The sequence below is a fragment of the Flexithrix dorotheae DSM 6795 genome, from assembly GCF_000379765.1.
Taxonomy (GTDB): Bacteria; Bacteroidota; Bacteroidia; order Cytophagales; family Flammeovirgaceae; genus Flexithrix; species Flexithrix dorotheae.
In genome coordinates this window covers 20,248-42,331 of the sequence record NZ_KB903450.1, presented here as the reverse complement: position 1 = coordinate 42,331, position 22,084 = coordinate 20,248, and the positions used below count along the sequence as shown (strand labels likewise).

Here is a 22,084-nt window from a genome sequence, read left to right as displayed (position 1 = left end):
TTAAAGATTTTTGCTGTTGAAGTTAATTACTTGACAATAGAAATCAAAAAATTGTTTGAGAAAGAGAGAGCATGTATTTTTGACAAAAAATCTATTTACGTGTTACATTTAAAGTTACCTACTGATCCCAGATGGGCCAATATTGCCGAAAAAAACATCGAAGAAATTCTCATTGATCACGCTTATTGTGAGCAAAAAGCTGCTTCTACCTGTATTTCATTAATCGTTCAATACCCGGATAAAGAAGAATTGGTGGAGGTACTTACTCCTATTGTAGCCGAAGAATGGGGACATTTTAAGGCCGTTTTAGAAAAAATGAAAGCCAGAAATATAAAACTGGGAAAAATGAGAAAGGATGAGTATGTAAATCAATTGGCAAAAAAATTAAAGAAGGGGGGCAGCAGAGAACACCAATTAGTTGAAAAACTTCTGATGAGCGCGTTGATAGAAGCCAGAAGTTGCGAAAGGTTTAAAAACCTTTGGGAACAATTAGAAGATAAAGAACTAAGTCAGTTTTATTATGACTTAATGGCCTCCGAAGCAGGACATTATACCACTTTTATTACCCTTGCACGGACCTATCGCCCACGAAAAGAAGTGGACGAAAGATGGGAAGAATTACTCAAAGATGAAAAGATTATTATAGAATCCCTGGAACCCAGGTCAGACCGAATTCATTAATCTACCATGCTACATTTAAACTAGTCCAATCGAACTAAACCCTGAATTCCAAAACATTTCATATTGCAGATGCTCTTGCCTTTAAGCTAAAAGCAAATCTTTGGGCTCAATCTTTTAATTGCCTGACTTTTCTTGAGCATAATGATTATAAATATCCATTTAATCCTTTTGAAAACCTGTTAGCTGTTGGAATTCATAAATGCTGTAGGGTTGAAATTAATGAAGATAATTCTTTTGAAAAGCTGGAGAAGTTTCAGTTTGAAAACAAGAAGCAGTGGATGTTTGGCTTTTTTACTTATGATCTTAAAAATGAACTGGAAGCCCTTACCAGCCGAAACCCGGATTATTTGAATTTCCCCAAACTATTTTTTTATATTCCAAAACACCTACTCAAATTCAATAATGACAAAATAGAAATACTGTCTGTAAACGATCCTCAAACAATTTTTGAAGATATCCAGCAGACCTCTATTATTAATAAAAACCAGCATAAAATACTTACCCATTCTAAATTTCATCCCAGAGTTGAAAAAGCAACTTACCTGGAAAATGTAAAAGCCATCCAAAACCATATCCTGGAGGGAGATGTCTACGAATTAAATTATTGTACAGAGTTTTTTGGAAATGATATAGAAATTGACCCTTTGGAAACATACATCAAGTTAAATGGTACTTCCCCAATGCCATTTTCAGCTTTTCAAAAGCTGGACGATAAATTTTTGCTTTGTGCTTCTCCAGAACGCTTTTTAAAAAAAACAGATCAAAATCTTATTTCACAACCTATAAAAGGGACCATTAGACGAGGGCAAAATGAACTTGAAGACGAAAAACTAAAACAAGAGTTATCTTCAAGCGAAAAAGAGCGTGCAGAGAATATGATGATTGTAGACCTTGTGAGGAACGATTTGGCTAAAAGTGCAATCACCGGGACAGTAAAGGTTCAGGAGATATTTGGAATATATAGTTTTCCAAGGGTTCATCAGATGATTTCCACCATCCAGGCCAAGCTAAAGGAGGATGCCACTTGTGTGGAGGCCATTAAAAATGCTTTTCCTATGGGTAGCATGACAGGAGCGCCAAAAATTGAAGCCATGAAACTAATTGACAAATATGAAAACTCAAGAAGAGGGCTATTTTCAGGTGCAATTGGTTATTTTGATCCCAAGCAAAATTTTGATTTCAACGTAATTATAAGAAGTATTTTCTATAACCAGACAAAAAAATACTTATCTTATAAGGTAGGAAGTGCAATAACCTATGATGCAATAGCAGAAAATGAATTCGAGGAATGTAAACTAAAAGCAGCGGTAATCACTCAAATTCTTACCGGAGCATAAAGTATTTAAATTTTCTTCAATGATTTTAATCTTGCCTTCTGGCTTAGAATATCCTTGTTCAAAAGCCTCACTTTTTGTTCCTTAGTCAGGTCAGGATTTATAGAAAAAAACAAAACTGGAGAAAGGTAAAATAAAAATTTGTACACTATATATTTCAAAAATCTCATTGCGCTGGTTTTTAAAAGTTGCAAAGGTAGTAAAAAAGTAAGATTAATCAGCTAGGATATTTACGGGAATTTCCCATAAATGTTGCTTTGTGAGTATAAGGAAAGGTAAGTAAGGAATTGGTTTTTTTCAGTATTAATCTTACATACGATTTATACTTCTAAAACTATTCCAAAGGTATTAAATTTCTGATATATAGTTACTTGATAACCCATAAATTTTTGATATGAAGATAATTTTTTCCAAAATCGAAAAAGCTTGTATATTTGGGACAACAGAGCAATAAGCCTTGATTTTATTCAACAATCATATCATTAAAACTTATGAATTTTCCTGAAGAGTTAAAATATACAAAAGACCACGAATGGGTAAAAATTGATGGAGATATCGCCACAATTGGTATTACAGAGTTTGCCCAGGGAGAACTTGGCGATATTGTTTATGTAGATATTCCTACTGAAGGTGAAGAGGTAGAAGCCGGAGAAGTTTTTGGTTCTGTAGAGGCTGTAAAAACGGTTTCGGATTTATTTATGCCAATAACCGGAGAAGTAATCGAAATTAATGAAGCACTAGAAGGAGAACCTGAATTGGTAAACTCTGATCCATATGAAGCGGGATGGATGATAAAAATAAAAATTTCTGATCCATCTTCTATTAGTGATCTTTTAAGTAGCGAGGCATATGCAGAATTAGTAGGATAAAATAAAACATTTTTGTCTACAAAAAGCTTCTATTCCGGGAAGCTTTTTTTGTTTCTGCATAGTATGTTTTAAATATTAAGTTTAAAAAAATTAAATACTGTCATTTTTGCCAAAACTATTGGTTTTTTGGATGAAAACATTTGAAAAAAGTAGTTCTGGTGATTAATTATTATAAAATGAGTAATAAAATAGGGGTTTTACTGGTGAATTTAGGTACACCTGACGATCCAAGTACTGGAAAAGTAAGAAGTTATCTATCTCAATTTTTAAATGACCCCAGAGTAATTGACATTCCCTGGCTTTTGAGAAAGTTTTTAGTCAACTTCATTATAGTTCCCTTTAGAGCACCCAAATCAGCCAAAATTTATCAAAAACTGTGGACTAAAGATGGTTCTCCACTACTCTTTTATTCCCAAAAAGCCCAGCAATTATTACAGGAAAAACTTGGAGAAAATTACCATGTGGAATTAGCGATGAGGTATAAAAATCCAAGTATGGAAACAGTGTTGGAAAAAATGAGAAAAATGAATTTTTCTCAAATAATTATTGTCCCCATGTTTCCCCAATATGCATCTTCTACCACTGGTTCAGCACACCAAAGGGCCATGGAAATTATAAGTAAATGGTATGTCATTCCTGAAATTAGTTTTATCAGTCAGTATTACGATAATGAGGATTTTCTTGAGGCATTTGTAGAAAAAGGGAAAAAGTATAACCATGAGGATTTTGATCATGTTATGTTCAGTTTTCACGGGCTACCTGAAAGACAGGTTGACAAAGTTTATGAAGAAGGACTCTGCTCAGATCGCGATTGTGAAAATGAAATTACTGATGAAAATAAATTTTGCTATAAAGCTACCTGCTACGCCACCACGAGATACCTGGCTTCCAGACTGAACATCCCCGAAGAGAAATATACCGTTGCCTTTCAATCCAGACTTGGGAAGGACCCTTGGCTGGAACCCTATGCTGATTTTGTAGTAGAAGAGCAGGCAAAAAAGGGAAATAAAAAATTATTGGTTTTCAGCCCGGCTTTTACCGCTGATTGCCTTGAAACCATAATTGAAATAGGAGATGAATACCAGGAAATTTTTGAAGAACACGGTGGAGAAAAAGTGCAGTTGGTAGAAAGCCTGAATGATTCCCCTCTTTGGATTGACACCCTGAAAAATTTGGTTGAAGAACGCTCCCAAATAAAAAACGCCTTGAAAAATTAATTCAAGGCGTTTTTCTAATCTTAAGGTTTAGTAATATTAAATTTCGATCCTTTCTTTTCGCTTATTGAGGAAAATATATTCATTTATTCCTAAAGAAGAATCTTTTACCAGGTTTACCCACTGATGATATTTGAGCAACCAGTTAATTCTTTTTGAGAATAACCCTTGAGTAAAATATGCATGCAAATAAGGATGCAAAACAATGGTTATTTTTTTCTCATTCTGTTTCGAGACAATGTATTCCAAATCACTTTGCAACTGATCTGAAATAGTGATAGAAGCAGCAATTTTACCAGAACCTTTGCAAGTAGGACAAGTCTCCTTAGTTACAATATTTAATTCAGGCCTTACTCTTTGTCGGGTTATTTGCATCAACCCAAACTTGGTAAGTGGTAAGATTGTATATTTCGACCGATCGTCCTTCATAACCGTTTTCATCTGGTCATAAATTTTCTTTCGGTTTTCTGCTTTTTTCATATCGATGAAATCAACTACAATGATTCCACCCATATCTCTCAACCTTAGTTGTCTTGCCACTTCAGCTGCAGCCTCCGCATTTACATTAAAAGCAGTGGTTTCCTGATCTGTTTCAGAGTTAGACTTATTTCCACTGTTTACGTCAATGACATGAAGCGCTTCTGTATGCTCAATTACAAGATAACCTCCATTCGGTAAACTTACCGTTTGTCCAAACAGCGTTTTTAGCTGTTTTTCAATTCCGTAATTCTCAAAAATTTTGGCATTACCGTTATAATGCTTTACTATTTTTTCTTTTTCTGGTGCAATGGTTTTAATATACCCTTTAATATCCTCAAAAGCAGTAGCATCATCTACTGTGATACTATCAAAGCTTTCATTAAGAATATCCCTCAACATAGAGGCAGCCCTATTCATTTCACCAATCACTTTTTGTCTTGGTTTTGCTTTTGCAAGGGCTTTGCATCCCAGTTCCCATTTTTTTACCAGGTCCCTGAGATCCCTGTCCAGTTCAGCAACTTCCTTTTTCTCAGCTACTGTCCGGATTATTACACCAAAATTGTCTGGTTTAATAGAAGATATTAATCTTAGAAGTCGTTTGCGTTCTGCTTGATCTGTAATTTTTTTCGATACATTAATTGCACTGGAGAATGGTACTAATACCAAGTATCGTCCGGCAATTGAAAGCTCACAAGATAGTCTTGGCCCCTTTGTAGAAATAGGCTCCTTTACTACCTGAACCATTATTTTTTGATTCTGCTTAAATACCTCATTAATTTTTCCGAGTTTATCAATCTCAGCTTCCATCCTAAACTCTCCTAGTTTATGATTTGGCTCCTTTTTCGTAGATTGAATGTATCGGATAAACTTAATTAAAGATTTTACATTTGGACCAAGATCAAGATAATGTAAAAATGCATCTTTCTCATATCCAATATCAATGAATGCAGCATTTAAGCCAGGTACAACTTTCTTTACAGTACCAAGATAAATATCTCCTACAGAAAACTTGGTTTCTTCATTCTCATAATGAAGTTCAACCAGACTTTTGTTTTTTAGTAAAGCTATACGGCCACCATCCTGAGAAGAATTGATTACTAATTCATTACTCATTATAAGGTTTGTATAACTAAAATTAAATTAAAGGATGAATTATTAATCACCAGGGCCTATTTCAGCTTTTTTATGCTGTTGGAACAAAAAAGAAATATCAGGTTATAAAATGTGTGACAGATGCTCCAATAGTATAAGCCAGGGTTTAATAACTATCATCCAGAATGAAAATTCTTCGGCTCTTTAAAATTTTATATTTTAAAAAGCCGAAGATAGAATTACCTGGTTCCAAATCAGGCAATCAATAAAGATTCAGACTAGCTATTCTTTTTTTTGTGTCTGTTTTTTCTTAGTCTTTTTTTCCTTTTATGAGTAGCAATCTTATGTCTCTTTCTCTTTTTTCCGCACGGCATAATCGTATTCTTTTAAGTTTAAAATATTTAATTTCTTATATAATATATAGTATATCGGGAGTAAAACCCGAAAATGATTTTATTGATCTAATTCTGACAACACCTTATCTACCATAGACAAAACATCAGGATTACTCTCCTGAGATTTCACAAGATTCAACACCTCCCTTGCCTTTTCATTTTCGCCTAACTCTTTATAGCAAACTCCTAGATAAAATCTAGCCTGCATATCCTGTGGGTTTAGCTCAATTAACTTTTGAAACCTTGCAAGCGCTTTATCGTACTGACCCGATTGCATAGCCAAGAAACCCATATTGGAGATAGCCAGTTCATTATCAGGGTCCTGCTCTAAAACCTCTCTAATCATCATAATTCCCTGCATAGGGCTTTCAGATGACATATAGGTTAAACCTATTTTAGTTTTTAAGTCTAATAGTTCTGGATTATTGTCCAGGACTCTCTGAAAAAGTTCTCTTGCTTTAAGTGCCAGTCTTTCCTTTTTTTCTGAATCAAATGCAAAGGTAAACGCTTCGAAATAAATCTCCCCTGCTTTTTGGAAATTATTATCTTCTGGGAATTCAATTGCAAAGTATTCGGCATATACAGCAGCACTATCATACCGGTTAATTGCTTTGAATTCATTAATTATTTCATCAAGCAGGCCCTCTTTATCTGCCTTAGATTCCGATCCATGGAATGCTTTTATGGTTGGCAATATGCTTTCATAATCTTCAGCAGGAATACCTTCCTCATGGTCATGCCCGCTGTGATCCTCCCCCGATACCTTTTCCTCTGAAAGAACTTTATCATTATCTACCACTACTCTGGGTAATAGTGCCAGACCAATTATTAAAATAATGGCAACTGAGATAACAATATATTGAGATTTATACATTAAATGAAGGTTATCACTGATTAGCGAGTTTTACTTTATCGCTTAATTTTATTTTCTCCACAAAAGATTTAGATGGCTTAAAGCTTGGAACGTAATGCTCACCGATAACAATAGCAGTATTTTTTGATATATTTCTTCCAACTTTACTTGCTCTTTTTTTGTTTACAAAACTTCCAAAACCCCTCACGTAAATATTTTCTCCCTCCGACATCTTATTTTTCACTACTTTAAAAAAAGCTTCTATGGAGGCGGTCACGTCCCCTTTATCAATTCCAGTTTGCGTTGAAATTTCTGCGATTACTTCTGCTTTTGTCACGTCTTTAAATTTTAAAATAAGTTTATAATACTCTAATTATCAATACCTTTGGAAGGCTGCAAATTTATATTTATAAATATTAATTAGCAAATACCCAAAGAGATTAAAAAATTGAGATTTTGATTTTATTTTCAGATTTTCCCATTTCAGCTTAAAAGGATATTAAGCTAAAAATCAAATTTCCCATGTATTGATGAAATACAACCCGCAAACTTATAAAAAAATCTACGGTTTTGACTATGCTCCTTCACAAAAAATATCTCAATTGTTAACAGCCAATCCAATTCTTTCGAATTACATTTTGAATGTTTACCAGAAAAAAACAAGTTTGTGTAGAGGATGAACCTTATAATGCATAAATTAGTTGTGTTGTAAATAGTTGCTAAGGTTGAGAAAAATTCTTTTTTGATTCAGATAAAAATCATCATAAGCAATTGATTATCAACCAAAAACACACCTAAATATTCAATATTTTGCGCAACTCAAATAAATTTTTATTTAGTATAATTCTTTTATTTTTACTTGAAATTTCATTAACAAAATATATATGCTAGGTTTTAGGTTTTCAGATTTTACCCCACAGTCGGATCAACAAAAAAGTCAATTTGATAACTTGCTGGATATTTTCACCCAATTGCTTACCATTACTTCAGGAAATGTATCGGAAGCTCTGAGTTGGTTAACCAACCTGGATAAGCAATACAACCTGACCAATGGGCAATACGGGATTGGGGATTTTATTGAGGATTTAAAGGATAAAGGATATATACAGGAAAATGAAAATGAAGGAGGGCAATTTATAATATCTGCCAAGAGTGAACAAAAAATCAGAAAAAGTGCCCTTGAAGAAATTTTTGGTAAATTAAAAAAAGCAAACAAAGGTGATCATAACACCACTTATTCCGGAAATAGCGGAGACGAATTAAGTGCTGATTTAAGAGAATATCAATTTGGAGATACCCTGGACCAAATCTCACTTACTGATTCTATAAGGAATGCGCAAATTAATCATGGTATGGGCAAATTTATGCTTACCGAAAATGACCTTGAGGTAGTTGAAAAAGAGTATAAGGCTCAAACCTCAACGGTGTTGATGATTGATATTAGCCATTCTATGATTTTGTATGGAGAGGACAGAATTACTCCGGCTAAAAAAGTGGCCATGGCCCTTGCCGAATTAATCACCACAAAGTATAAAAAAGACACGCTTGATATTATTGTTTTTGGAAACGATGCCTGGCAAATAAAAATTAAAGATTTGCCATATTTACAGGTAGGACCATACCATACCAATACAGTGGCAGGTTTAGAATTAGCCATGGATCTTTTAAGGCGAAGGAAAAACAGGAATAAACAAATATTCATGATTACCGATGGCAAACCCACCTGCATTAAAGAGGGTATCAAATATTACAAAAACAGTTTCGGGCTTGATAATAAAATATTGAATAAAACCCTAACCCTGGCTGCCCAATGCAGAAGACTCAAAATTCCGATTACTACATTTATGATTGCATCTGACCCTTATTTGAAGGAGTTTGTGAAGGAGTTTACAAAAGTAAATAACGGCAATGCCTATTACAGTAGCCTGAAGGGTTTAGGAAATTTAATATTCGAAGACTACAGAAGAAACCGGAGAAAAAATCTTCGTTGATATTGGCCTATTTCTCCTAAAATGGGGAATTTTTAGCTGTTTCATTTTTTGAAATCGCAAAAAGTAAAGGTTCATTTTTTTTCCTTAAACAATTTATTATATAATTTGGAGAAAAAATATAACCATACAAAGCGCAGAATGAACCACGCCAAAAGAAAACCTACATTAATTGAAGCTCTAATTCCCATCATTTTTCTGGTTATTTTCCTGTTTGTAAATGTCAAATTTATTTTTGGGGATGCTGGATTAGATGGTTCCAATCAAATTATTTTGCTTTTTTCTGCTGCAGTAGCGGCTATTGTGGCTTCCCGACTGGGATTCACTTGGGAGGAATTATTGAATGGAGCCGTAGATAGTATTCAATCCGCCATGCCTGCCATGCTTATTTTATTGTTAATTGGCTCATTAACAGGCACCTGGCTGCTTAGCGGAATAGTACCCGCTTTAATTTATTATGGGCTTCAAATATTAAACCCTACAATTTTTCTATTCGCTGCCTGTATTATTTGTGCAATTGTTTCCTTGGGTTCCGGAAGTTCATGGACGACCATTGCGACCATTGGAATTGCTTTGCTTGGGATAGGAAAAGCCTTGGGAATAGAGGATGGCCTGATTGCCGGAGCAATTATCTCAGGAGCTTATTTTGGGGATAAAATGTCCCCATTATCGGATACCACTAATCTGGCTCCGGCTGTTGCGGGAACGGACCTGTTTACCCACATCCGTTATATGGCTTTTACAACAATTCCTTCTATCTCTGTCACATTAATCATTTTTCTAATTCTTGGTTTCTTTGTGGCAGATGACAGTGCCCCAACAGATATTTCAGCGATGCTGGAAGCAATTGACAGTGCTTTTAATATTACTCCAATTCTTTTTATAGTTCCTGTAATTGTTTTTATTCTCATCATAAAAAAGGTTTCAGCAATTCCTGCGCTATTGGCAGGGACAATTTTAGGTGGCATATTCGCTATCGTCTTCCAGCAGGATGTTTTAGTTCAGGTGGCTGAAGCTGAAAGTTTAAATTGGATAGCTATTTACAAGGGAGTAATGCTTTCCATTTATGGAGATATTTCTATCATTACAGATAGTGCAGAAGTCAATGATCTATTGTCCTCGGGAGGAATGGCAGGAATGTTAGGAACTATCTGGTTAATCATGTGTGCCATGATTTTTGGTGGCATTATGGAAAAAAGTGGGTTATTGAGTAGAATTACAGAAGTCATTATTTCTTTGGCAAACTCCACAGGTTCTTTAATTGCCTCTACTGCAGTCACTTGTGGTTTTTTCAATGTCACGGCTTCAGATCAATACCTCGCTATTGTAGTACCAGGCCGGATGTTTGCCAAAACGTATAAAGATAGAGGGTTAATGCCTGAAAATTTAAGCAGAACTCTTGAAGATTCAGGTACTGTGACTTCCGTGCTTGTGCCCTGGAATACTTGTGGAGCAGCTCAATCATCCGTATTAGGGGTGGCCACAGCCGTTTATGCCCCATTTTGTTTTTTCTGTATTATTAGTCCTTTAATGACTATTTTATTTGCCTATCTCAATATTAAAATCAGAAAAATTCCTACAGAGCAGCAGGAAATAGCAGTAGAAGCATAAATAAAAATCAAAAGGAGTGAAGAAAAAATTAATACGCTCCTTTCACTTTTCTTAAGACCCATTCCAAGGTGGCTAAGGCCAAAAGTAACACGATCAACCATTTGACATTAAGAATTTCCTTGAATTCTTCCTGTGTATGAATAATATCAGGGATTTCTTTCTCCAGCAATCTGGCCTCCAGCTGGTCGATCTCCTGAGCATTGTAAAAATCACCATTGGTCTGGCTGGCCAGGTTTTTCAGCAGATTGAAATTTGCCGTAGTATTGATGGCCTCAATTTCCATCTTCTTCACAGTAAATTCTCCGCTACTAACTTCTGTTTTACCCTCAAGCACTGTAGAAGCCCTGTATTTATAAATTCCCTGACTCAGGTTATTAACAGCATATCGAAAGCTTGTATTATTATTCACATAATTATAATTCATGGTCTCTCCTTCCTCATTAGTAATCTGAAGATCAACCTTTTGTCCATAAATTTTTTCATAAATGTTATTATACACTTCGGTTTCAAAAAATACAGTCTCCGAATCAAAAAATTCATCTGATGATGGATAAACTCTGAATTTTCTCTTATCCTCTTTGGTTGATAAGTACTGAATGAGTTTACTTACCATATCATCAAAGGCTTCATTATTATTGTTATTAGCAAATTCCTGTAACTTCCATTGCCATATACCTTCCCCCAACAAAACGGCACTTTTTAATCCTTCCTGCTCCTTCACCACAAGCATAGGTTTGTTGGTCACGATACTTCCCACTTTTTGATAAAGAATCACTTCACTGGTACCCGATAATTCAAAATTGCCAAAAGGAACAGTTACCGGAGGTGATTTTGCCAAAACAGCTTTTTTCTCATTATCAAAAGTGAATTTATTAAACCCATTATTATAATCCGGAGTTACTTTATCGGTTTGTCTGCCTGAAGTTATGATACTCACCACCTGATTATTACTGTTAAAAAAGTTAATATCAGTCTGATTTCCCACAATAAACCATGTAGCTACTCTACGTTTTTTAAATTCCTGCAACAAATTATTTCCTACCCTTCTGAGGTTAGGAACCTGATGAAAAATTACCAGATCATACTTTTCATCAATTTTAAAACTATTATCTGTATTTGGGGTTAATCCCGGAATATATATTTGGAAATCATAATTTTTATTCTTTTCCACAATACTTCTGATTGCCTTAATATCCGGATGAGGGGCTGCTGCTAAAAGCAATATTTTTTCCTTGCTATCCAGCACATCTATGTAGACATTTTTCACATTATTTTCATTGGTAAACTCCCCCTCCAATGGAATTACCCTCACCACATAATGTTGCATGCCTTCTTCCTTTGCTTCCACCAGAAAATCTACATTTTGAATGCCATTATCGCTGGAAAACTCAATCACTTTTCTTTCCAGTTCCTTGCCTTTCTGCTGAAGAATGACCACTGCTTTTTTCCCTCCAAAACCAGTATTCAAAACTTCGGCAATTAAAGGGAATTTGTTTCCCAAATAGGCGATTTTATTAGAATAAACAGTTTTTAGATTTACATCTATCTGGGGCATTGTATCTCCTATCCCAATAGTTGAAATATTCATATTATAGGGAGAGAATTCAGGAGAAATCCCCTGATTGTAAATTCCATCAGAAAAAAGAATAACCTCTGCCAGGTTTTTATTTTCGTATTGTGTCTGAATATTTTTGAGCAAACGGCTTAAGTCTGTATTTCTGCTGTTAAATTCAATTTCCCCAAATTGTGCTATTTCTTCCGTATTATTTAAGGTTAAAATCTCCACTTCATATTCCTTTTCCCTCAACTTAGAAGCAAGATTATTCAATTTATTAAAACTCTCTTCAATGATTGTGGAATCTGAAACAAGGGGAATAGACTGGGAATTATCCATTGCAAAAACAAAAGCCGGTTTTTCGTAATAATTGATGACCTGCTTTGTATATGGCCCAAGTAGGAGGATACAAATTAATGCCACAAAGAAAAACCTCACACCAAACAAAAACCAGTTTACTCTTTTACTCCAAGGAGATTTTTTCTGATAAAGTAAAAAAGCATAACCCAGACCAACAATCAGGCAAATTATGATGTACCAGGAAGAATATTCTGTAAGGATATTGTTCATTATAAAGCAAAAAAATTTCTCCCGAAATGTAAGCTAAAAACTATGAAAATTTGAGGAGTTTGTTATAAATCTTCTTTTCAAGTATGTAACCGGGAAAGCAATTATTTGTCCGGCAAAAAATTATTGACAATCAGTTGTTTTGGTTTTTTGGATTGCCAATGATCAAATCATTCAACTGACAACAAATTTATTAAAAATAAGTTAAGTCCAAAGCCTATTTTGTAGGAGAATTATCTGACTACAATTCCGATCTGGTATACCAGAACCGAAAAACTTCAAATCCCACACCACAGTACACTTTCTTAATCCACTTTCCACTGAGGTTCAATGCACCCGTACCATTCTCTCCTATTTTATTATGCCCCATTACCTGGCTAACCCTGTTATAATAATTTAAAGATTAAAAAAGTATTTTAAATATTCTCCGTTAAAACTCAATATTAGAACAAGATTAAACTTTTTTATTTCTGAGTTTATAAAAGAATTTTTTCAGCCTAAAGGAATTGCTGTTCAAAATTAGATTAATCCAACTTGGTGCTAATCAATTTTTTAGACGCAACTAACAGCTCTAGAGTTAATTCAAGCAGGCATTTAAGGTTAATAATTATGGATTTCCTCCCGAAGAATACTTCAATAATTTTTAAAAGAAGCATTTTTGCTTTTGGTCTCTTAAGTATAGGCTGGGTGATAAACCTAATTTGGTATAAACCTTTTTCAATTGATCATTTCTTTGAAAAAATGTTTGTACAGTATAGTCTGCGCCATCCGGAGTTTTTAACCGAAACCCAGTTTTTGGAAGGTTTTGGTTTTTATGCTCATAATGCTTCCCTCAACAATATTTCAAGTGCAAAATTTGCTGAAGACATGGAGGAGGTGAAAAAAGCCTTCGAATTACTGAGAAGTTACAAAAGATCGAAACAAACACCACAACAATTGCTTACTTCCGATATTCTTGACTACTATTTAGAAAAAAGAATATTCAGTCAGCAATTTCCCCACTACGAATTTCCCATTGACCATATCAATGGGGTTCAGGTACAATTGCCTCTGTTTCTTCATCAGGCTCATCAAATAAATAATTTGCGGGACGCAGAAAATTACCTCAATCGCCTTGCCGGGATAAGGACCAAAATTGATCAGACTATTGAAGATATCATGATCAAAGAAATATTTGAGGCTGTTCCTCCCAAGTTTATGCTGGATTGTATGATCACACAAATAGATTTATTCCTCTCAGATTCCATCCAAAACAATTTTATTTATAAGGATTTTACCAATAAAATATCTGAAAATGAGGCATTAACTCCAGATGCCAAAAATGAACTACTTTATGAAGCAAAAGTTGAAATTGAGGAAAATGTTTATCGTGCCTTCCACGATCTTAAAATTAAGCTTGAAGTTCTGAAAGACAACGCCAATAAGGACGTAGGAGTTTGGAAAAATAGCGATGGAGATACTTATTATTACAATCAAACTGGCGAACATATGACGCTCGATACCCCCCTTTTTATCATTCAGGATTGGGCTACAGAAGAAATTAATCTCCTTCAGGATGAGGCTAAACAACTGATCACCGAGTCGGGATATTCCTTTCATCCTGATTCCTCCTTTTGCCATATCATGAAAAAAGTTGGGGCCAATTTTAAGTTCAAAGCAAAAAATAAGGAAAAACTAAAAAAAGAGATACTATCAAAATTTGAGGACCTTAATTTGGTATTCCAGAAAAAACAAAAACAATTATTCGAATCTCAATTTGATATTAGCTGTCAAGTGGAGTTTATGGATAGGATTTTCGAAAAGTTTTGGGGGCTTTCTTATTATTATCCGGGTAGTTTAACTGATAAGCGGAAGGCAACCTTATTTTTAAATCTGGAATTGTTCAGGGAATCTCCAAGTTACCTTTTGCCTGTAATTGGAATAATCGAAATTTTTCCCGGCTATCATTTTCAAAGATCGATTTCCAATGCTCAGGAAGACTTACCCAAATTCAGAAAGTTTATGGAATTCAGTTCTTTTAAGGAAGGATGGCAAAATTATGCAATGGATTTGGCACTTAAAAACGATCTGGTAGAGGATCCGATGGTACAACTGGGACTGATTCAATGGAAATTACTTTATGCAGCTAAAGCCATAATAGATATTGACATTCACACCAATCAATTCACAAGGGAACAGGCAATTGGATTTGTAAAACAGGTTACCGGGCTGCCCACACCCATTGTAAAGGCGGAAGTTGATAAATGTCTGGCCTATCCAGGAAAAGCACCTGCCTTTCTGCCCGGGAAAAAGCGAATTCAAGAATTTTGCCTCCAAAACAGGGAAAGAGAACAACATCCCGGAGAAGCTGAAATCGCTTTATTGAAACAAGGGAATATTCCATTAAGGATTCTTGATAAATACCAGTCATTCAAATAAAAAAAAGACCAGACTAACTGAATATAGTCTGGTCTTATACCAAATTTTTCTGGAATTAGTTTCCTTATGCAGCCTGTACCTGCAAAGCATCCAATAAAGTCTTAAACTCTTTTTTACAAACAGGATATTCTACAATTATCTCGGATACCTGGTTTGGATTATTCTGATTATTAATGTCAGTTTCTATCCCATTAATTTTTTCCAGATTATAACTTAATCTGTTCCTAAACTGGAAAATAATTTTATTTAGACGATCATCAAGGCTTTGAGAGGACAAATAAGTTAGTTTATCGATAAAATACCGATACTCTTCTCTTATAAAATCCAGCTTTTGAAGCCATTCTTTGTTTTTTTGTATTGGGTTGTTATTTCGCATAGCTAGCTAGTCGTGATAATTAACAATAGTTACTTTCTTAATCATAGCATCCTCAAAAAAGTTTCATTTGAACTTAAAATATTACAAAAACGTAACCAAGGAGCTCTTGTTTTGTTTTAATAACAATATTTTTTGTTAAAATAATTTTATTTCTACCTAAACAGGGGATTTTCATGCTGGAGCCAATTTTTCCCTCTTCTCAAAAAGCACACTTATTTAATTGCAGAAAATATTTTCATTCAGGTAATTTTTAAAGGGCTATTTCCCCTTTTTCCGGGCTGCTTCAGTAATTGATTTAAATTTTTCATCAATATGTTGGTTAAACCATTCATCCACAATTGACCTCCGAAAGCGCCATTCTTTACCCAACTTAGCAGCAGGAATTTTACCATTTTGTGCCCAGGTATATATCGTTTGAGGTTTTAGTTTCAGGTAATTGGCCACCTCTTCCAATGTCATTATGTCACCATCCATTTGTCTTATTCCTTAATTTAAAACAGAATCTTTCATGAATTCAATCCATCTGCAATAGTAAAAGAATTAAAGTTTTCAGTAAAAAATTGATTATTGGATATTCTTCTGAATTGAACTATCCCCTTTTTCTATTACCACCGGGCTCATCGAATCGTTTAAATGCTGATCATAAAAAGATGAATCCGTATTTAATTCATTGGGCATCCTTTTTTGAATCTGATTATGGTCACCCCTGCTTTTCTTTTCCCCAATTACCAAATCTCTTGTAGCATGAATAATTGCGGTATAAAAATTTCCATCCTGGTCTCTTACAAATTCAAAAGGCCTGTCGTGGTCTCCTAAAAATGGCCTTAAATTCCAGGCTAATTGTATGCCTACAAAGGCCAGGACCACTATCCATACCCTGAAAATGGTCACACCTGTTTTTGGATAAATATTTTCTTTTTCGCATGAATATTTCAATGCTTCCACTATGATTCTCATTCCGAATACCCCCGAAAAAATAAAGATACCCACATGCAAAAGTTTGAGAAAACTGTAATTATTTCCGGTAATCATAAAAAAAACAGCAATCGGGGAAAACGACAGCATGATGGAGGAAGTCATTACAAATCCACTAAGAATAATCACAATTACCTGTTTGAGTTTTATTTGAGAACCCAATATCAGTTGGATTACATAGAAAGATGGGAAGCAGATTAAAATACTTGAGAAAAATAATATCCACAGCTTTAATCCGGCAGAGAGGCCCTGGAAAAAGCTGTGATAAATTCCCATTACAAATCCATAGACGAAAATAAACAGGCTAATAGTTAAAAATTGTCCTAATATCCATTTTCCAGGTTTTTCAAGCTTACTAATAGTTTGAAAGTAGTCTTCATGGTTTTTAAAAACCTTCAAAGAATCCAAAATGCTAATTGAAGTTTCAGTTTTCATAAAGCAGGCATTTTATTATCGAATACTGCAATATAACACTGTTTTGTATTTAATAATAATTTTTATTACTGTTTTTTATTGTTTATTACTATTTTAAAACAAAAAACCCAGCTTAAAAAGCCGGGTTTTTATTAAAAATAAGAAATTCAACCAGCGATTCGGAATTTCATTATTTTATTTGAACAAGGTTAATCTTATATTTCTTTATGCTTGAAAAACTATAAAAAAAGGTCCTCAGAGCACTATATTACTATCTTTTTTTATTTCACGTCATAAATAAAGCATTTAGGTATTATTCAGAAATCCTTTTAGAAGGAAAAACCTGAGGCCTAAACAAAATTAAATTGCCAAATTGAATTCATGTAAGTCTTAAAGAATAATTAAACCAGATGAGTTTTAAGAACAAAAACCAGAAGAGAATGTATTATTTCCAGGAGTAAATTAACGAAATATCGAATCCTGTTTTTTCATCTGTACCTAAAATTAGGTAAGAATGATTTGAAGAATAATAAGCCATTCGGCTTAAAAATTACTATCTCAAGTTTTTTGGTCAATTAAAACTTTGCCTATTGGTTGTAGAAGCAGGTTGGTTTGTTTAGTCGAAAAAGTTTAGAAAAGCTCAAGGAGCTTGTTAATTAAATTACAAACGCATGTAAGATATTAAATGTTGTTTGTACTTATCGATTTAAAACAGATTAATTTCCATGAATTTCGTCCACCTCTATTTTTACCACAATACCCCAGTTAACTTTTGGTATTCCCGCATAATAGGTTAAGGTTTCTTTCTGATTATAATCCATCAATTTTTCAGTATATTCCGGAAATTCATCCAGTGCTTTCCTCACTGCAGGAAAACTAAACCCCGGAGTGTTGTTAAGACTTACAGGATACCTATCAAATTGCATTTGCTTTAGTGGAGTAAGTATTTTCATATCTCCATTGACCTTCCCACATACCACAATCTCTCCTGTTTTTCCCAGTCCGTTCCCCTTATCCTCTGTGATCTCTGAAATATAATCTAAAATATTTATCACAATAATAGCACTTACCGGAAGTCCATCTGACCCCTTAAATGGAGGAGAAATAACATACATCTCTTCATCATTTCTTGAGGTAATATAATTGCAGGAAGCCACCACACCATGAGGCCTTTTATAAACAAACTTGGATTTGGTTTCCCCTGGTAAATATTTGCCCTTTTCATTTGAGTTGAAAATGATAGCTCCATTTTCATCTGCCAATACAATTTCCTTGTATTTGTAACTTTCCTGGACAGGTAAAAAAATCCGTTGCAAATCCTTATAATGATGCTGATACGCTTTCGCATCGTGACTATGCGGCCTTACATTTATGTAATGATCATAATGCTGGCTTTCTTTATTAAAAAAGGGAATACCCTGAATTACAAGAGGAGAACTCTTTAAGTAATTCAGGTTTGTCTCCATCTGCTCAAAACTTCTTTCAATCTGATCCTTCTTAAACTTCCCCACCAGTTCTAATACCTGTTTATATCTTTCTTCCTCTCCATCCACCATATTTTTATATCCTAGCCAAGAAACAATGGCAATACCTACAGAAAGTAAACAGGCTATGGAAACAATGACAGAAAAAGCATTTTGCTGTTTTTTTGCCTTTCCTTTTTGCTTATTAATATATTTTTTACTGGCTTCAATATAACTTTCCTGCAATGGAGTAGGATATGGTTCTTTTACCTCTTTTGCAGCCAGCAAAAGCCAGTTTTCAGCCACACCACACTCAACTTCCCCCAAAAGGAATTCACTATTTTTCTGATGCCATTCCCACTCAAAAGCCTTCTTAGAATACTTGGTATGCAAATGCACATAATCCCTGTCGGTATCAATAGTTCTTAGCAACTCACTAAAACTCGATTGAAAATCTCTTGCTCCATGTCTGAATTCTATCCATTGCACCTGTGATAACTCATTGGGAAGATCATTGATATTTACCGAAGCATATTTTACGGTAATTATCCTTTTATTTAAACTGGCAGCATAGGCAACTTCCTCGGCACAATAAGGCGAATTAATGCTTTTGGGAGAAATGACAAATAAGAAATTTTCCGATTCTTCAATCCCTTTATAGATTTCTTTCTTAAAGTCAGTCCCTGCTGATATACACTCCTGATCGAACCAGGTAGTTTTTCCATTTTGCTGAAGTTTTTCGTTAAGCTTTCTGGCAAAGTCTGAATCACTTCTGGAATAGGAAACAAATACATCTACAGTCAGGGAAACACTTTTGTTTTCACTTTCCACAATAAAATCTCTGTGAAGATTTGTGGGGGGAAAATTTCCCTTATTTTCACTTTCTTTAAGCCAGCTTTTGGCAATTTCCAAATTATGTCCTCTTAGTAAGATACTCAGGTTGGCATTTTGATCTCTCCACTTCAAAGCCCTCACCAATAGCATTTTGTGCCTTTCAATGTAGTCCTTATCCTGATCCAGTGCCCCAACCAATTGGTCCATTGCATTTTGAAACAATTCCTTATCCTGAGAAGTACCAGAAAAATCAAGGAATTGAATCCTACTGATAAAATCAGGAATTTCATGCAAGGACGTTTCCTCTACCATTACCGAAATAATTCTTTTATTAAGGTTATCCGCATATTCAAGTTCCTGAAGACAATATTCAGATTTTACTGAATTGGGGGAAACCAAATACAAAATGTTACTGGCCCCTTCAATCCCGGCATTAATTTCCTGCTTAAACTTTACCCCTGTTTTAATATCTGTCTTACTGGTCCAAACTGTATAGCTGTTTCTCATAAGGCTTTTTTTTACTTTTTCCATAAAAGCCTCATCTTCATGAGAGTAAGAAATAAACACCTCAGTCATCAGGTTGAAAGCATTCTTTTCGCTTTCACAGATAAATTCACAATGTAAATCTGAAGGCTCACAGGGTGCCTGACCTTCAAAATCCTTTTGTCTTAACCAGTCTTCAGCTTCCAGCCTTTCCTCACCCACCAACAGGTAATTATTATGCTTCTTTTTTTCCACCCATTTCAGGGCATTCAGCAAAATATTGGTATGTAGATTTACATATTCTTTTTCTTTATTGATCGCATTTTTCAAGGATAAAAATGCTTTCTCGAAGGTATTTTTTTCGCCATCAAAATATAGCCAGTTCAACCTTCTTAAAGGTTCTGGAAGGTATTTATTGGTCAATTCATCACCTGGAAAATCCAACAATAGAGGAATAATTCTTTTCCCAAACTTTAATGCTGTATTTATTTCTTTTTGGCAATATTTGGATTGAACGGAATCCTTTGAAATGATGAAAAGAAAGCAATTGGCACTGGCAATTCCCATTTCAATTTCCCTTATAAAATCAACTGCTTCCGGAATATCATTTTGATCGAACCATGCCTCTATATTTTCCAGATTTAATCTGTTTACTAACTTGGTTGCAAATTCGAGGTCCTTTCTGGAATAGGAAATGAAAACTTCATCCCGGGCAATGCTTTTAAATTGAAAATCCTTTTGATGTGGAGAAATTTTAGCCTCTGACATTTAATAAAAATTGTGGTGTTAAAAATCTGCAAACAATGCCTTGTTATATTTACCATTCAGCGTTAGCATTATTTTTAACTGCAAAGGACTAAAATTAGTCTGTTAACTATCAGATGATTAAGCCTTAATTCTTTGATATTTTACTTTCTGGGAAAATTGTTGCGTACATTAGCTAAAATAGATGTAGCAGGAAGCTTTTCGGAGTGAAATTTACTTTCTTTTGAGATGTCTGTTGTATTTGTACCGGGTTTGTATCTGAATATTAATTTTGGCCCCAATTATAAAATAAACATCATTTCTTGGATCCGGATCATTTTTACTTTCAAACCCGTCAAAAAAATCAGTTTTGGTGATTCTGGTCCCCCCTTCAATACTCATACTAAGGCTTTCGTGAAAATAATATTTAAAACCAAAGCCAATAGGGAAAATAATAGAAGTGTTAGAATGACTGATAGTTGCAGTATCACCCTCTTCTATAAGCAATGATTCATCCCCATCAATGGTTTTCGGGTCAAAATATACTCCGCCAATACCCCCATAAACATAAGGAGAAAATCGTCTGTAATAACTTTCAATACTTTTTTTGGGAATAATATCATGAACTATTGCCCCATAAAACTCAATATTATTGGATTTAAAAGCCTTGTCAGGATCATTTAAATTTGTAGCTTTTAGGGAAAAGAATGAGGATTCGGCACGAATACTAACAAAGTGGGTCAATCTATATTCTAGCCCCAAATTTAATTGGGGATTAAGGTGATTATTCTGTCCGGCAAAATCTGGTGGGGTACTTATTTCTCCTCCATAAGCAGCAATTCCAATTCCGGCATTAAAAGAAAAAGAGCTTAAAATTGGATGGGAATATAATTTAAAATAAAAAGCATCTTTCAAATTTAATCCCTCAATACCAAGCGTATCTGTAGGATCATGGGCATAGGATTTCCCACTTATTCCAATTTGAAAAAAATAAAACAGGCTTATGATCAAGGTTAGTTTTCTACAATCCATATTTACAATTTAGCGTCAGCACTATTTTTTTGAGAGGTTTAAAGCTCTTTACCAAATACCAATCATGAATAAACGATTTCAAAACTGTTGTAATTTTGCAATTCTTTCTTTTCCGTTTGAACAGATGCCACTTTGGCCAGCAGAGGCCCCTTCTTACACCATTCTACAAATTCATTTAAAATTGTTTCCTCTCCTTCGGCTTCAATATAAACTGAACCATCCTCCTGATTTTTTACCGTTCCTTTTATTCCAAGTGCATTTGCTTTTTTCTGAGTGGTTGCCCTGTAAAATACACCCTGAACTTTCCCTTCTACTTTAATTCCAATGTGAATAACCATAAGTTTCAGTTCAATTATTAGTTTTAAAAATAATTTTATTCAGGGATAACTGAAATTTTAATGTGTTCAAATTCCACTAAATCTCCAGCTCTAACCTTTAGTCTTTTCCTGTTTTCTACTTCTCCATTCACTTTTACCAGTCCTTCATCCACCACCATCTTCGCTTCTCCCCCTGTTTCACAGGTATTCGTGGCTTTCAATAATTTAATGAGTTCAATGTATTCTCCTTTCAGTTTAAATTCCATCATCTGTGGTTATTTTGTAATATTTCACTCCTGCTCAACACAACATAATCTCCATTAAGGCCCGTTAATTCCAACCCCGGAATAATTAGGTTCTTTTTCCAAAAATAAACTAAAATCTTTACA

The 22,084-nt window shown here is 34.5% G+C and carries 18 protein-coding genes; 7 read left to right on the top strand and 11 right to left on the bottom strand.

Features of this window, described 5'->3' with window-relative positions; genetic code table 11:
- The first annotated feature begins 51 nt into the window (after nucleotides 1-51).
- From A3EM_RS0120840 to hemH, 4 genes are all read left to right on the top strand, one after another.
- The gene (locus A3EM_RS0120840) at nucleotides 52-681 is read left to right on the top strand and encodes a MiaE family protein (protein WP_245576527.1); all 630 of its coding nucleotides are present in this window, start codon (nucleotides 52-54) and stop codon (nucleotides 679-681) included.
- A 278-nt stretch (nucleotides 682-959) separates the two neighbouring features.
- Nucleotides 960-2,018 (top strand): anthranilate synthase component I family protein, encoded by a 1,059-nt coding sequence (locus A3EM_RS0120835; RefSeq protein WP_020530188.1) that lies wholly within the window; start codon nucleotides 960-962, stop codon nucleotides 2,016-2,018.
- Between the two features lie 488 nt (nucleotides 2,019-2,506).
- Nucleotides 2,507-2,884 (top strand): glycine cleavage system protein GcvH, encoded by a 378-nt coding sequence (gcvH, locus tag A3EM_RS0120825; RefSeq protein WP_020530186.1) that lies wholly within the window; start codon nucleotides 2,507-2,509, stop codon nucleotides 2,882-2,884.
- Nucleotides 2,885-3,060: 176 nt separating this feature from the next.
- Complete coding sequence (hemH, locus tag A3EM_RS0120820) at nucleotides 3,061-4,101, top strand: ferrochelatase (RefSeq protein WP_044239287.1); 1,041 nt, start codon at nucleotides 3,061-3,063, stop codon at nucleotides 4,099-4,101.
- Nucleotides 4,102-4,137: 36 nt separating this feature from the next.
- Here hemH and A3EM_RS0120815 read toward each other — a convergent pair whose 3' ends face one another.
- The 3 genes from A3EM_RS0120815 to A3EM_RS0120805 form a co-directional block, all read right to left on the bottom strand.
- Nucleotides 4,138-5,691: an Rne/Rng family ribonuclease gene (locus A3EM_RS0120815; protein ID WP_020530184.1), complete on the bottom strand. Its 1,554-nt coding sequence runs from the start codon at nucleotides 5,689-5,691 to the stop codon at nucleotides 4,138-4,140.
- A 432-nt stretch (nucleotides 5,692-6,123) separates the two neighbouring features.
- Nucleotides 6,124-6,939, bottom strand: a complete 816-nt coding sequence (locus A3EM_RS0120810; RefSeq protein ID WP_020530183.1) for a tetratricopeptide repeat protein — start codon at nucleotides 6,937-6,939, stop codon at nucleotides 6,124-6,126.
- Nucleotides 6,940-6,952: 13 nt separating this feature from the next.
- A complete protein-coding gene (locus A3EM_RS0120805) occupies nucleotides 6,953-7,273 on the bottom strand; it encodes an HU family DNA-binding protein (RefSeq protein WP_169513393.1) in 321 nt (106 codons plus the stop codon).
- 529 nt (nucleotides 7,274-7,802) lie between these two features.
- Between A3EM_RS0120805 and A3EM_RS0120800 the strand changes: the two genes are divergently transcribed.
- Together A3EM_RS0120800 and nhaC are read left to right on the top strand one after the other, a co-directional pair.
- Complete coding sequence (locus tag A3EM_RS0120800; RefSeq protein WP_020530181.1) at nucleotides 7,803-8,909, top strand: vWA domain-containing protein; 1,107 nt, start codon at nucleotides 7,803-7,805, stop codon at nucleotides 8,907-8,909.
- Between the two features lie 138 nt (nucleotides 8,910-9,047).
- Nucleotides 9,048-10,517, top strand: coding sequence for a Na+/H+ antiporter NhaC (nhaC, locus tag A3EM_RS0120795; protein WP_026210460.1), 1,470 nt, complete (start codon nucleotides 9,048-9,050; stop codon nucleotides 10,515-10,517).
- A gap of 28 nt (nucleotides 10,518-10,545) precedes the next feature.
- Here the strand turns inward: nhaC and A3EM_RS0120790 are convergent, their stop codons facing one another.
- Nucleotides 10,546-12,642, bottom strand: coding sequence for a hypothetical protein (locus A3EM_RS0120790; protein ID WP_020530179.1), 2,097 nt, complete (start codon nucleotides 12,640-12,642; stop codon nucleotides 10,546-10,548).
- Between the two features lie 738 nt (nucleotides 12,643-13,380).
- Between A3EM_RS0120790 and A3EM_RS0120780 the strand changes: the two genes are divergently transcribed.
- Nucleotides 13,381-15,057, top strand: coding sequence for a DUF885 family protein (locus A3EM_RS0120780; protein ID WP_157638002.1), 1,677 nt, complete (start codon nucleotides 13,381-13,383; stop codon nucleotides 15,055-15,057).
- 64 nt (nucleotides 15,058-15,121) lie between these two features.
- Here the strand turns inward: A3EM_RS0120780 and A3EM_RS0120775 are convergent, their stop codons facing one another.
- The 7 genes from A3EM_RS0120775 to A3EM_RS0120745 all read right to left on the bottom strand — a co-directional run bounded on the left by A3EM_RS0120775 (nucleotide 15,122) and on the right by A3EM_RS0120745 (nucleotide 21,964).
- Complete coding sequence (locus tag A3EM_RS0120775) at nucleotides 15,122-15,433, bottom strand: hypothetical protein (RefSeq protein WP_020530176.1); 312 nt, start codon at nucleotides 15,431-15,433, stop codon at nucleotides 15,122-15,124.
- Nucleotides 15,434-15,691: 258 nt separating this feature from the next.
- Entirely contained in the window at nucleotides 15,692-15,907 is a 216-nt protein-coding gene (locus A3EM_RS43150) for a helix-turn-helix domain-containing protein (protein WP_020530175.1), read from the bottom strand.
- Between the two features lie 90 nt (nucleotides 15,908-15,997).
- On the bottom strand, nucleotides 15,998-16,843 hold the full coding sequence (locus tag A3EM_RS46070; protein ID WP_020530174.1) for a hypothetical protein: 846 nt from the start codon (nucleotides 16,841-16,843) through the stop codon (nucleotides 15,998-16,000).
- 695 nt (nucleotides 16,844-17,538) lie between these two features.
- A complete protein-coding gene (locus tag A3EM_RS46065) occupies nucleotides 17,539-20,370 on the bottom strand; it encodes a TIR domain-containing protein (RefSeq protein WP_020530172.1) in 2,832 nt (943 codons plus the stop codon).
- Between the two features lie 210 nt (nucleotides 20,371-20,580).
- The gene (locus A3EM_RS0120755; protein WP_020530171.1) at nucleotides 20,581-21,378 is read right to left on the bottom strand and encodes an outer membrane beta-barrel protein; all 798 of its coding nucleotides are present in this window, start codon (nucleotides 21,376-21,378) and stop codon (nucleotides 20,581-20,583) included.
- Nucleotides 21,379-21,440: 62 nt separating this feature from the next.
- A complete protein-coding gene (locus tag A3EM_RS0120750; RefSeq protein WP_020530170.1) occupies nucleotides 21,441-21,716 on the bottom strand; it encodes an acylphosphatase in 276 nt (91 codons plus the stop codon).
- Nucleotides 21,717-21,751: 35 nt separating this feature from the next.
- Nucleotides 21,752-21,964, bottom strand: a complete 213-nt coding sequence (locus tag A3EM_RS0120745; RefSeq protein WP_020530169.1) for an RNA-binding S4 domain-containing protein — start codon at nucleotides 21,962-21,964, stop codon at nucleotides 21,752-21,754.
- Nucleotides 21,965-22,084 lie beyond the last annotated feature (120 nt).